12 protein-coding genes are annotated in these 12,544 nt (G+C 58.7%); 7 read left to right on the forward strand and 5 right to left on the reverse strand.

What is annotated here, in order from left to right:
• The first annotated feature begins 93 nt into the window (after positions 1-93).
• On the forward strand, positions 94-660 hold the full coding sequence (locus HX815_RS26445; RefSeq protein WP_087695039.1) for a hypothetical protein: 567 nt from the start codon (positions 94-96) through the stop codon (positions 658-660).
• 177 nt (positions 661-837) lie between these two features.
• Here HX815_RS26445 and HX815_RS26450 read toward each other — a convergent pair whose 3' ends face one another.
• Both HX815_RS26450 and HX815_RS26455 read right to left on the reverse strand, forming a co-directional pair.
• Entirely contained in the window at positions 838-1,983 is a 1,146-nt protein-coding gene (locus HX815_RS26450) for an EstA family serine hydrolase (RefSeq protein ID WP_008436310.1), read from the reverse strand.
• A gap of 71 nt (positions 1,984-2,054) precedes the next feature.
• The gene (locus HX815_RS26455; protein WP_177029142.1) at positions 2,055-3,122 is read right to left on the reverse strand and encodes a fatty acid desaturase; all 1,068 of its coding nucleotides are present in this window, start codon (positions 3,120-3,122) and stop codon (positions 2,055-2,057) included.
• Between the two features lie 315 nt (positions 3,123-3,437).
• Here HX815_RS26455 and HX815_RS26460 point away from each other — a divergent pair, with 315 nt between their 5' ends.
• Positions 3,438-4,001, forward strand: coding sequence for a recombinase family protein (locus tag HX815_RS26460; RefSeq protein WP_177029143.1), 564 nt, complete (start codon positions 3,438-3,440; stop codon positions 3,999-4,001).
• A gap of 159 nt (positions 4,002-4,160) precedes the next feature.
• Here HX815_RS26460 and HX815_RS26465 read toward each other — a convergent pair whose 3' ends face one another.
• Positions 4,161-4,697 (reverse strand): ATPase AAA, encoded by a 537-nt coding sequence (locus tag HX815_RS26465; protein WP_008436317.1) that lies wholly within the window; start codon positions 4,695-4,697, stop codon positions 4,161-4,163.
• Positions 4,698-4,818: 121 nt separating this feature from the next.
• On the opposite strand from HX815_RS26465, the gene HX815_RS26470 reads away from it, so the two are divergent.
• Positions 4,819-5,187 (forward strand): hypothetical protein, encoded by a 369-nt coding sequence (locus HX815_RS26470; RefSeq protein WP_008436319.1) that lies wholly within the window; start codon positions 4,819-4,821, stop codon positions 5,185-5,187.
• A 16-nt stretch (positions 5,188-5,203) separates the two neighbouring features.
• On the opposite strand, the gene HX815_RS26475 is transcribed toward HX815_RS26470, so the two are convergent.
• Positions 5,204-6,085 carry a LysR family transcriptional regulator gene (locus tag HX815_RS26475; RefSeq protein WP_003215146.1) on the reverse strand — a complete coding sequence of 294 codons (882 nt, stop codon included), beginning with the start codon at positions 6,083-6,085 and terminating at the stop codon, positions 5,204-5,206.
• A 122-nt stretch (positions 6,086-6,207) separates the two neighbouring features.
• Between HX815_RS26475 and HX815_RS26480 the strand changes: the two genes are divergently transcribed.
• Positions 6,208-7,338, forward strand: coding sequence for an epoxide hydrolase family protein (locus HX815_RS26480; protein ID WP_003215148.1), 1,131 nt, complete (start codon positions 6,208-6,210; stop codon positions 7,336-7,338).
• Here HX815_RS26480 and argC read toward each other — a convergent pair.
• A complete protein-coding gene (gene argC / locus HX815_RS26485) occupies positions 7,322-8,254 on the reverse strand; it encodes an N-acetyl-gamma-glutamyl-phosphate reductase (RefSeq protein ID WP_177029144.1) in 933 nt (310 codons plus the stop codon). The genes HX815_RS26480 and argC overlap by 17 nt on opposite strands.
• 112 nt (positions 8,255-8,366) lie before the next feature.
• Between argC and HX815_RS26490 the strand changes: the two genes are divergently transcribed.
• The 3 genes from HX815_RS26490 (at position 8,367) to HX815_RS26500 (ending at position 12,471) form a co-directional block, all read left to right on the forward strand.
• A complete protein-coding gene (locus tag HX815_RS26490; RefSeq protein ID WP_177029145.1) occupies positions 8,367-9,251 on the forward strand; it encodes a LysR family transcriptional regulator in 885 nt (294 codons plus the stop codon).
• Positions 9,252-9,379: 128 nt separating this feature from the next.
• Positions 9,380-10,174 (forward strand): alpha/beta fold hydrolase, encoded by a 795-nt coding sequence (locus tag HX815_RS26495; RefSeq protein ID WP_177029146.1) that lies wholly within the window; start codon positions 9,380-9,382, stop codon positions 10,172-10,174.
• Positions 10,175-10,275: 101 nt separating this feature from the next.
• Positions 10,276-12,471 carry an OsmC domain/YcaO domain-containing protein gene (locus tag HX815_RS26500; RefSeq protein ID WP_102369200.1) on the forward strand — a complete coding sequence of 732 codons (2,196 nt, stop codon included), beginning with the start codon at positions 10,276-10,278 and terminating at the stop codon, positions 12,469-12,471.
• The last annotated feature ends 73 nt before the right edge of the window (positions 12,472-12,544 follow it).

The following is a 12,544-nucleotide window of genomic DNA, read 5'->3' on the forward strand; positions in this document are numbered from 1 at the left end:
TCGTTAATATGCCCGGCATGCCAATCGGGTAAAGGAAGTTGGCGTGAAGCACGAAGCGCTTTTCCCGGGAATTAAAAATAGAGTAGGCAGGGAATGGAATATCCTTCATTTGAAAACAAATCAAAGAAAAGAACCTTGTTGTTGGTGGTGTGTCTGTTATTTGGAGCATGGATTGCTTATACGCTCTGGGCCGGTCGCATTGTAATGCGAACGGTTTTAATGCCATCGATTCCCGAGTGGACGACCTATATAGTCATTGGTTGTCTGGTTGGACTCTTTTTTGCTGCAAGGGCCACCTACTATCGTCCGGCTGTAAGAAACCCGAACCGTGTTGGAGAATCTTTTTTTGGTGGCTTTTGCGTGGGTCTGATTTTGTCCTTGCACAGTTATGACGTCGTTACGTACCTGTTGCCCGGCGACATTGTTCAGTATGCGTCACCTTACGAGCTGGTGACTCCGGGGCCCTACGTTGGAAAGTTCAGTCGTTGTGAGGCGGGTCTGCGGATTAAGGATTTAAAGACTGAGCGCTGGGTTACGCTTTGTACCACTCAGTCGGAATTCAACGATCAAAGAAAGACAGGCATGAATGCAGTGTGGGTGACTGCTCATTCAAACAAGATAGGTTCTTATATCGAGGCATATGAATTTATTTATAAATAAATCATGTCGTCGTTGTACCAGCCTTCGTTAATAAGCCAATGACTCATTGTTGGCCGGGAGGGGAAGGTTTCGGTTTGCCATCAGCCACTTGTGTCTTGCCACAAACTTGCTGCGTTGCATTCGGCAGTATTGCGCCCCCCTTGAAAGCCTCAGATGAACAGATCCGCCCCTTGCCTCTCAAAGCGCCGCATAGACAAGGGATGAAAGTCGGCGTGGGCGTGGATCAATCATCGAATGGCTGCCCGAAGTCGTGGTGACAAAACCGAAGCTCACTTGTTTTTCGGGATCAGCGAAACTGATCGGGCCACCAAGCCCGATATGGCCAAAGGTGTTCGGGCCCATTGCATGGGAAGCCGTCGGGTCGCGTTGCTGCTCGAGCATGCAACCCAATCCATAACGCATGGGGCGCATCCATACTCGATCCATGCCATGACTGTGCTCACGGCTGAATTCAGTAAGCAGCTCGGGACCGATAAAGTTTCCTGCCATCAATGCACTGTAGAAACCGGCCAGGCCGTGAGCCGAACCGTGTCCACACACGGCGGGTTGCCGGTAGGCCCACCAGCGAGGGTCACTGGTTCGTCTGGGCACCATTCCGGGGTTGGTGAAGGCGAGCGTCGCGATATGCGACGGCTCGTTTTTCACCACGGTTCGCAACGCCTGCGAGTAAGGGTCACCGACTCGTCCCGTGGCACTGTCGAAACGCGCGATACGGTGAAAGTGTTCTTCGTTCACGCCAAGGTGCACGTCCAACTCATGGGGATCGAGAATCTCTTCGTGGATAAACACACAGGGATCTCGTCCGTCCACCCGGCGAATCAACTCGCCGAGGATCCAGCCAAACGTGGTGGTGCCGTAGCCCAGGTCTGTTCCCGGTTCCCACCACAGCGGCTCGGCCTCCAGCAGTCGCAGCATGTGCTCCCAGTCATACATCATGGGGTTATGGTCGGGCCCCCGCAGCGCCGGCAGGCCTGCGGTATGGTTCATCACCTGGCGCAGGGTGACCTTTGCTTTCCCGCTCCGGGCGAACTCGGGCCAGTAACGGGCCACGGGTGCATCCAGCTCCAGCTTGCCCGCCTCAACCAACATCAGGACGGCCACCGCGACATAGGGTTTTATTACGCAGAAGGTATTGGCCAGCGTATCGCGGGTCCAGGGTTTCGTGCCCGCCTGGTCTGCCATGCCGGCCCACAGGTCGACAACGATCTCTGCGCCTACCTGCACGCACAGGCCGGCCCCACGTTCCTGCGGATCATCGAACATGTCCTCGAAGGCCTGCTTGACCGCTTCAAACTGCTTCGCACATATCCCTTGCGCTTTCATACCTCAACGTCCTCGTATTTGAAGTGCGGCCCTTGATACTTGCCGAACACGGATAATGGTTGTGGAGGAATTCACCCACGAGACCGAGTTTGGGAGTGCTCCATGGAAAAGCGATTGGCTCGTTTGTAGGTGCCGAAGTCATTGAACCTGACACCGGCCTGGGCCATGACTTTATGAGCATAAGGTGCCGTCATCTGACGCAGATAAAACGGGTCTCTCACCACGAAGTGATGGATGCTGTGAGTGCTGCCAAAGTTAAAACAGAACAACTGGAACGGCCACAGCCACCAAGGGTTCATCACCTGGGTTTGTTGTAAGGCGTTACGCGGGGCAACATCGCCGTAATAGTGCATATTTGAACTTATAAAGAACAGGCAGAACTGCCGTATCATATTGGGCGCTATAAGAATAACCACTGCGCTATTGACGATATCCATTAATTCCAGCGTCGTAGCTGAACTGTGAACCTCCATCCCGGTAATTGACCCAAGCCAGACATACAGGTGGTAGCCGAGGAACACATACCAGCACCCCCAATACAGAAGCCCGAATGGTGTATTGAGCCGAATGATCTTGCCTAACAATTTTACCTTTTGCCGCCATCCAGGGGCAAACACCGCATTTAGAAAACCAAATACAAATCCGTCCACCAGTTTGAGTAATCGGAGTATTCCCCAAGGACTGCCGCTCGTGGTGATCCAGGCTTCAACATCAGAATCAGTTCCGGACTGCTTATGGTGATGAAAGTGCAGACTGCGTCTTAGCCACGGGCTGGGCATGCCCGGGCGTGCCAGCCAGCAGAAGAGCATCATGGCATTATGGGCCAGCGGCTGTTTTCTAAAATAAAGGCGATGAATCAGGTCATGTTCGATTTCATGAATGAACGAAGTCAGCAGCGCATTGACCAGAATACACATCCATGCGGGGATAAAACCCTTTAGATAGAGCCCTCCCGTAATGACCATCCCTATCAGGGAAAACGCCATGACACTCGCGCCCAGAGCATCCTGGTGCTGCAGGATCGGATAACGCTTTCGCAGGTAGTTCCCATGATCGGTGATACTGCGGGTTACCTTATCAATCTTTTCCTGATCGGTAGTTGGGCGATCAATTTCGATGGCGCCTTCCAAGACATTCATCCATTCATCCTCTGATTGCATCGAGAAATTAACAGCCGCGTCAAGCCGCTCATGTCAATTATTGGAGCTGTAAAACAGTAGATACTCATATGGGTTGCTTGAATTGCACGAGGCATTCAAGGAATACGAAATCGACTTTTTTGCGAAAAGCTTGTTAGAATTCCATGCTTCAAAATGATAAGGGAAGTTCAACTCTTTGCAACTGTGTATTTTGGGTGGGTTCAGTGTTACAAGTGCGGTGTAAGGAATTGATGATTTAGTTACAGTTTGTACAAGTATAAAATGACGCTGTACAAGTATTGCCAAGGAGGCACCATGAGATTGCATCGCATCAAATATGTCCGGCGCGCTCTAAAAGAGCCCGAGGGTGGCGCAGAGAAAATAACAAGCGACGATGTATTTGATGCCGTGTTTTGCGATGAGCCGGCAGACAATGCCGCGAATCCTGCAGGCCTGGAAAGGCTACTCCGCTACCTGCAGTGCGGGGATACCGTGGTGGTGGACAGCATGGCAGCGCTGACTTCAAGCACGGAGCAGCTGTGCGCCATCATTCGCCGGTTGATTGAAAAGCAGGTCACGCTGGAGTGTTTGAACGAAAACCTGGTTTTCCGGCATGACTGTCTTGAAGTCGTGGAGTCGATCATTGCGGTAATGGAGCTGATTGCAGAGTTCGAGCGCGCTGCGATGAGGGAAAGACAGGCGGCGGGAATTGCCAGTGCAAAGAATCGTGGGACTTATAGAGGTCGCAAGAAAAAGCTGTCTGACAATCAGGTTGTAAACTTGATTGACCGGGCCACTGCAGGAGAAAGTAGATCCAAATTGGCGCGTGATTTTGAAATCAGTCGGCAGACGCTCTATCGGTACCTGAGGTCCAGATAGGGGCTTCTTCAGGTCGCACGAGGGAGCGGCTGCCAACAAGATCCTACAGTTGAAAAAACCTGTCAGGACGGCATGGCCCGAGGGCGGTGGAAGTCTTGCCATCAATGATTTCTTCACTGGCAAGACGACCCACTATCGCGGCCAACGCTCCTGCTCCCTCTATTCAAGGCAGCCTTCAGATGCTGCGGGCAAGCGCTCGAGAAACTCGGCGATCTGCTGGCCACCGCGCAAGTGCACCACGGGCACCGACGGGCCTGCCGCCAACCGCACCGCCTCGATACCTGGCCGGTGGCCGCGATCAAACGTCCACACGTACTTCAGGAATGTCAGGAACTCCCGGTCGAGTTTCTCGGTACAGCCGGCGGGAATATCCGGGCGCGGGCGGTTCAGCGCACTGCGCAGGATCACCCGGGTAAAGCAGGTGAGCCGTGGCGTGTCGAGCCAGATGATCAAATCGGCACGGGGCAGGCGCAGGTCGAACGTGCGCCGCGCATAGTTGCCTTCACACACCCAGCCATCGGCGGCAACGGCGTCGCGCACGCGGGTACGGAACTGCTCGGCGTCGGGCTCGACCCAGCCGGGCGACCAGAACAGGGTGTCCAGGTGCACCACGGGCAGGCCCAGGCGTTGTCCGAGGGCGCGGGCGAGGGTGGATTTTCCGCTGCCCGCATTACCGAGAATCACGATGCGTTGCATGAAGGGACGTCCTGTCGCGGGAAAGCCCACAATTGTGCAGGTTTTACATGACCGACAAAAGCCATATGAGGTAGGTTGGGCGCCCCGGAATGAACCCTCTCGACCAAGGAAGCGCCTGTCAATGCCAAATGCCTTTTGCCAAATCAGCGAACGCCTGGACAACCGCCGGTTTATCGTCGCGGGCAACACCCATGGTGTGTCCGGTACAGGCACCGTGTTTCATTACCACGTCGATGAAAACGCCATATGGGGCACCTACCAGGGCGGCCGGATTCGCATGGGCAATCAAGTCGGGCGCGCCACAGGCCCCGATACCATCGAGTTGCTGTACCAGTGCCTGACCACCGAGGGCGAGATTCTTGCCGGCTGGTCCCGGGGCACGCTAGGCGTGGATGACGCCGGGCGTACCACCCTGGCCTTCGTCTGGGGCTGGTTGTCGGGCGCGACGGGAGGCGGGGAGTCGAGCTACGTCGAACTCGTTGCCGAGTAATCATGCAATTTCGCGCCTACTGGAACCGCTCAACCAGGTAGTCGACAAAACACCGGACCCGCGCCGGCGTGTGGGTACCGCCGAGGAACACGGCATGGATCTCTTCGCCATCGCCTGGATTGAATGCCTCCAGCAGCGGCACCAGCCGACCCGCCTGAATGGCGTCCGCCACGGTCTCGGCGCAGACCCGCGCGATGCCGATGCCCTCGGCCGCCAATTGGCCCTGGGTGTCACCGTTATTGGTTTCGACATGGCCCTTGATCGTCAGTGAATAGTCGTGGCCATCCTTGCGAAACGGCCAGGTGGGCGCCGCACGCTTGAAGTTGAAACCGATGCAGTCGTGATCTAGCAGGTCTTCCGGCACCTGCGGCGTGCCGCGTCGTGCCAGATAGCTCGGCGCAGCAATGATGACCTTGTGGGTGGCGCCCAGCCGGCGGGACGTCAGGCTGCTGTCGGGCAGCGGGCCCAATCGCACTGCGACGTCGGCTTGCCCGGCGGCGATGTCGACCACGGTGTCGGTCAGGTTGATGTCCACCAGGATGTCCGGGTAACGCTGAATGAACTCGCCCAACAACGGGATCACGAAGGTCCTGCCATACAGCAGCGAACTGCTGACCCGCAGGCGCCCGCGGGGTGAACTCTGGTCGGTAATCTGCTGTTCGGTTTCCCGCAGGTCCGTGAGGATCCGCCGGGCGCACGACAGGTAGGCGGCACCCTCCGGGGTCACGGTCAGTGAGCGCGTGGTTCGCAGCAACAGGCGTACGCCCAGCCGGGCCTCCATGCGGTCCAGCACCCGCGCGATGGAGGAGGGCGCAAGGTTCAAGCGACGCGCGGCCGCCGAGAAACTCGCGGTTTCGGCCACGAGGGTAAAGATTTCCAGTTCGTCCGTTATGTCCACGGGAAACTCACTTGTGCGTTTTTCGCAAAGGCCTTGAGCGGCGTAATGGGGTTCACATCGGTTTTTGTCGGGTTCAGTATTGCGTAAAGCAATGTAATACGGAAACTCACCAGGAGAATCCCATGATCTTGCCCTACACCATCAATGTCCCCGACGAACGTCTTGTGGCCATCCGCGACAAAGTCGCCGCCTACGATTGGACCCGGCTTCCCGATTTGGGAGGGTGGAAGTCGGGCGTTGGCGTGCGCGACCTTCAGCGCCTGGTCGCTTACTGGCTGGAATCCTATGATTGGCGCCGGGTCGAAAAACACCTCAACCAACTGCCCAACTTCATCACCGAGATTGAGGGCGAGCACCTGCACTTCGTCCATGTGCGGGGCGACGGTTCCAGGCCGCCGATCCTGCTGCTCCATGGCTGGCCAGGTTCGTACCTGGAATTCGAGGCGCTGCTGGAACCGCTGGCGGCTGACGGACACGATGTGATCGTGCCGTCGCTTCCGGGGTTTGCATTCTCCAGGCCGATCACCGGAGTGATTGGCCCGCGTCGGGCGGGCGAACTCATGCATGGGTTGATGGCCCGGCTGTTCGGGCCAACCCGCTTCATCGTTCAGGGCGGTGACTGGGGTTCGGGCATCGCCGGTTGGATGGCCCACGATCGGCCCGAGGCGTTACTGGGGATTCACCTGAACATGGCCGACCTGCTGGCCCAGGGCACCGTTGCGACCACGCCGGAGGAGGAGGCTTTCGTCGCCCGGCGTGACGTGCTGATCGACTGGGAAACCGGCTACAACCACCAGCAGGAAACCCGCCCGCAGACCCTGGGTGTCGCGCTGGCCGACAGCCCGGTGGGGGCCGCGGGATGGATCCTCGAAAAAATCGGCACATGGGCCGATCTGCCCACTACCGCCGATGGCAGCCCGGATCTCTGGGGCACCTTTACCGAGGAGCAACTGCTGACCAACATCATGTTGTATCTCGCGCCATCTTCCATGGTCACCGCGACGTGGATGTATCACGGCAAGCGCCTTGAGGGATCGTCAAAATTCCCGGTCGGCACCCGCATCCAGGTGCCGACCGGATTTGCCGCCTTTCGTGATCCGGTGTTCGTGCCGCCGCCGCGCTCATTTGCCGAAAAGACCTTCAACATCGTGCACTGGAGCGAGATGCCCGCCGGCGGTCACTTCGCGGCCTGGGAGCAGCCGGCGTTGATGCTGGCGGACCTGCGCGCCTTTATCGCTACGGTCTCGGCTTGATCATCAAGTCCAGGTTTTGCACGGCGGCACCTGCGGCGCCCTTGCCGAGGTTGTCGAACACCGCCGCCAGCAGGACCTGGCCCGTCTCGTGGTTCTCACACACGATCAAACGCACATCGTCCGTGCCGTTCAGCGCTTGAGGGTCGAGGTAGGTCAACTCCCTCGCAGCCTGCATCGACAGCACCCGTACGTGACGGGTATCGCGGTAGTGCTGCGACAGGCAGGCATGCAACCGCGCCGCGTCCACGCCCGGGGCCAACAGCCGCAGTTGCAGCGGGATGGTCAGCACGATGCCCTGGCGGAACGCCCCGTAGGCCGGCACAAACAGCGGCGGCTGCGTCAGCCCGCTTTGCTGCTGAATCTCCGGCACATGCTTGTGTGCCAGTCCCAGCCCATACACCAGGAACGCGGGCGCCTGTGAAGCGTCGGCGCCCTCGTGCTCCTGCACCCCGGCGCGGCCCTTGCCGGAATAGCCCGAGACGGCATGAATGGTCGTCGGGTAGTCCCCGGGCAGCAGCCCGGCCTCAAGCAACGGGCGCAACAAACCAATCGCGCCGGTGGGATAGCAACCGGGATTGCTCACCCGCTGCGCCGTGGCAATGCGTTGCGCCTGTTGCGGGTTCATCTCGGCGAAACCGTAGGTCCAGTCGGGATGAGTGCGGTGCGCCGAACTCGCGTCGATCACCCGCACGGCCGGATTGTGGATGCTGGCGACGGCGTCCCGTGCGGCGTCGTCGGGCAGGCAGAGAATCGCGATATCGCAGGCGTTGATCATCTCGGCGCGCTGCTGCGGGTCCTTGCGGTGTTCAGGGCTGAGGGTGATCAGTTGCAGATCGGTGCGGTCGCGCAGGCGTTGATGGATCTGTAGCCCGGTGGTGCCTTGGTCGCCGTCGATGAATACAAGAGGATTTGCCATGGGATGCACTCGGATAGGAAATCAGGTGTTCCAATCTTCGGCCAGCCGCTAGGATAGGAAAAGTTGAATTTCCAAACGATGAAGTTCAGTTTTTATGAACGAGGATTGACCCATGCGCGAAATCAGCCTGGACCGCCTGCGTACGTTGGTGGCGATTGCCGACCTCGGTTCGTTCGCCGAAGCAGCCCGCATGCTCAACCTGGCGCCACCCACCGTCAGCCTGCATATCGCCGACCTGGAGGCGCGAGTGGGCGGCAAGCTGCTATCGCGTACCCGTGGGCGGGTGCAGCCTTCAGCGATTGGCGAAACCCTGGTGGCGCGCGCGCGCCGCTTGTTGGCGGATGCCGAGCAGGCGCTTGAAGACGTGGAGCGACAGGTGCAGGGGCTGGCGGGGCGGGTGCGTCTGGGAGCCTCAACCGGAGCCATCGCACAGTTGCTGCCGCAAGCCCTGGAAACCTTGAGCCAACATCATCCCGCCATTGATGTGCAGGTGGCGGTGCTCACGTCGCAGGACACATTGAAGAAGCTGGCCGAGGGCGCCCTGGAGATTGGCCTGGTGGCGCTGCCCCAGGCACCGGTGAAGGGCTTGCGGATCGAGCCCTGGCGGCGCGACCCGGTCATGGCGTTTTTGCCGGCGCGCCGGGAATGCCCCGAGGTGGTAACACCCGCCTGGCTGGCTGCCCAGCCGTTAATCCTGAATGACAACACCACCCGGCTTTCGCGCCTGACCTCGGAGTGGTTTGCCAATGACGGCTACCAGCCGACGGCGCGTATTCAGCTGAATTACAACGACGCAATCAAAAGCCTGGTGGCCGCCGGTTACGGGGCCACGTTGTTGCCCCATGAAGCGTCCACGCCCTTGCACGACACCCGGATTGCGATGCGGCCGTTGCAACCGTTGCTGTGGCGGCAACTGGGGATCGCCCATCGCGCCGGGGAGGTTGAGCGGCCTACGCAACATGTGTTGGACGTGTTGTGGGGATTGAGTGCGGGGTAGGGCGTTATGGAACGACTCATACGATCAGCCTATGAATACCTTCCCGAATCAGGAATTTACAGAAACCTGAATACCGTTGAAATTAACGGCTTTTGAGCCGCCAATCGGTTTTTCAGGGAGTCTTCACCATGCCATTCACCCACACACAACTCCCCATCGTCGTCGCCGATGTGCCGTTGAACATCGCCGCGATCCACCGCGCGGGTACCCTGGCGCCAATCGTGTTCCTGCATGGCTTTGGCTCGACCAAGGAAGATTACGCCGACATCGTCCAGCAACCTGCCTTCGACGGTCATCCATTTTTGGCTTATGACGCCCCGGGTTGCGGTGAGAGCCATTGCGATGACCTGTCGAAGATCTCCATCCCGTTCCTGCTGCAAACCGCCTTGCAGGTGCTGGAGCATTTCAACATCGAGCGCTTCCATCTGGTAGGCCACTCCATGGGCGGCCTCACCGCGCTGATGCTGGCGCACCGGTTGCCGGGCCGGGTGCTGAGCTTTGTCGATATCGAAGGCAATATCGCCCCGGAAGACTGCTTTCTCAGCCGGCAGATCGTCGACTACCCCGCGGACGATCCCGAGGCGTTTTTCAGCGCCTTTATCGAGCGCACCCGGCAGGCACCGGCCTACGCCAGCGCGCTGTATTCGGCGAGCCTGCGCCACAAGGTGCGTGCCGGGGCGGTGCGGGGGATCTTCCTGTCGATGGTCGAACTGTCGGATAACGCCGACTTGATGGGCAAGTTCCTCGGCCTGGAATGCCCGCGCATGTTCATGTACGGCGAGCAGAATGCCCATTTGTCGTACCTGGCGCATATCCAGGCGCAAGGCGTGCGGTTGGCGCCGATTGCCCGGTGCGGGCACTTCCCGATGTACTCCAACCCGATCGCGATGTGGCAGCAGATTGCGGACTTTCAACACGGCTGATACCCATCGCCAACGATCGCCCAGGCCCGAAAGCACAAGACTTACGCCTCGAAACCCGGATAATGGCGGCCATATTTTGCTCGCTATTCTGGTAATCCCGCATGGAAATCAAGGTCAATTTTCTCGACAACCTTCGACTTGAAGCCAAGTTCGACGACTTCACCGTGGTGGCCGACCAGCCTATTCGCTACAAGGGCGATGGCTCGGCCCCCGGTCCGTTCGATTACTTCCTGGCGTCGTCGGCGTTGTGTGCGGCTTACTTTGTGAAGTTGTACTGCGAAACCCGCAACATCCCTACCGACAATATTCGCCTGTCCCAGAACAACATTGTCGACCCGGAAAACCGCTACAACCAGATCTTCAAGATCCAGGTCGAATTGCCAGCGGACATCTCCGATAAAGACCGCCAGGGCATCCTGCGTTCCATCGACCGCTGCACCGTGAAAAAAGTCGTGCAGGCCGGGCCGGAGTTTGTCATCGAGGAAGTGGAAAACCTGGATGCCGATGCCCAGGCATTGCTGATGCCGAGCGCGGCGTCCGACGCGGGCACCTACATCGCGGGCAAGGACCTGCCGCTGGAAACAACCATCGCCAACATGTCGGCCATTCTCGCGGGCCTGGGCATGAAGATCGAGATCGCTTCGTGGCGCAATATCGTGCCCAACGTATGGTCGCTGCATATCCGCGACGCGCACTCGCCGATGTGCTTTACCAACGGCAAGGGCGCGACCAAGGAAGGCGCATTGGCGTCGGCATTGGGCGAGTTTATCGAGCGGCTGAACTGCAACTTCTTCTACAACGACCAGTTCTGGGGCGAAGACATCGCCAATGCGGCGTTTGTGCATTACCCGGACGAGCGCTGGTTCAAGCCTGGCCGCAAGGACGAACTGCCACCGGAGATACTCGACGCGCATTGCCTGCACATCTACAACCGTGACGGCGAGCTGCGCGGCTCACACCTCTACGACACCAACTCCGGCAACGAAGAGCGCGGCATTGTTTCGCTGCCGTTCGTGCGCCAGTCCGATGGCGAGGTGGTGTATTTCCCGTCCAACCTGATCGAGAACCTGTACCTCAGCAACGGCATGAGTGCCGGTAACACCCTGGCTGAAGCGCAGGTGCAGTGCCTGTCGGAAATCTTCGAACGCGCGGTAAAACGCGAAATCATCGAAGGTGAATTCGCGCTGCCGGATGTACCGCAGGAAGTGCTGGCGAAATTCCCCGGTATCCTGGCCGGTATCCAGGGCCTGGAAGCCCAGGGCTTTCCGGTACTGGTGAAGGATGCGTCCCTGGGCGGTGAATTCCCGGTGATGTGCGTGACGTTGATGAACCCACGCACCGGCGGCGTATTCGCCTCGTTCGGCGCGCACCCAAGCCTGGAAGTGGCGTTGGAGCGCAGCCTCACCGAACTGCTGCAAGGCCGCAGTTTTGAAGGCCTGAACGATCTGCCGCAGCCGACGTTTGAAGGCCATGCGGTGACCGAACCGAACAACTTTGTCGAGCACTTCATCGACTCCAGCGGTGTGGTGTCGTGGCGCTTCTTCAGCTCGAAGTCGGATTACGAGTTCGTCGAATGGGACTTCTCCGGCCAGGGTGAAAACTCCAATGCCGAGGAAGCCTCCACGTTGTTCGGCATCCTCGAAGGCATGGGCAAGGAAGTCTACATGGCGGTGTACGAGCACATCGGCGCGACCGCCTGCCGCATCCTGGTGCCCGACTATTCGGAGATCTACCCGATCGACGACCTGATCTGGGACAACACCAACAAGGCGCTGTTTTTCCGCGAGGACATCCTGAACCTGCATCGCCTCGACGAAGCGGAATTGAAGGGGTTGGTTGAGCGCCTGGTGGAAAGCGAACTGGACGACTACACCGACATCACCACCTTGATCGGCATCGAGTTCGATGACAATACGGCGTGGGGTCAACTGACCATCCTGGAATTGAAGCTGCTGATTTATCTGGCCCTGCAGCAGTTCGAAGAAGCCAAGGAACTGGTGGAGATGTTCCAGCAGTACAACGACAACACCGTCGAGCGCGGCTTGTTCTATCAGGCTGTGAATGCGGTGCTGGAGATGGAGTTGGACGAAGACCTGGAACTGGCGGACTACGAAGTGAATTTCCGCCGGATGTTTGGCAACGAGCGGATGGACGCGGCGATTGGGTCGGTGAATGGCAGTGTGCGGTTCTATGGTTTGACGCCGACGAGCATGAAGCTGGAAGGGCTGGACCGGCACCTGCGGTTGATCGACAGCTACAAGAAGCTGCACGCGGCGCGGGCCAATACGGCCAATTAAAAGCTGACACCGTACCTGTGGTGAGAGGGCTTGTTGTGGCGAGGGGGCTTGTCCCCCGTTGGACTGCGTAGCA

It is taken from the genome of Pseudomonas sp. E6002 (assembly GCF_013385565.1).
In the GTDB taxonomy this organism is placed as follows: Bacteria; Pseudomonadota; Gammaproteobacteria; order Pseudomonadales; family Pseudomonadaceae; genus Aquipseudomonas.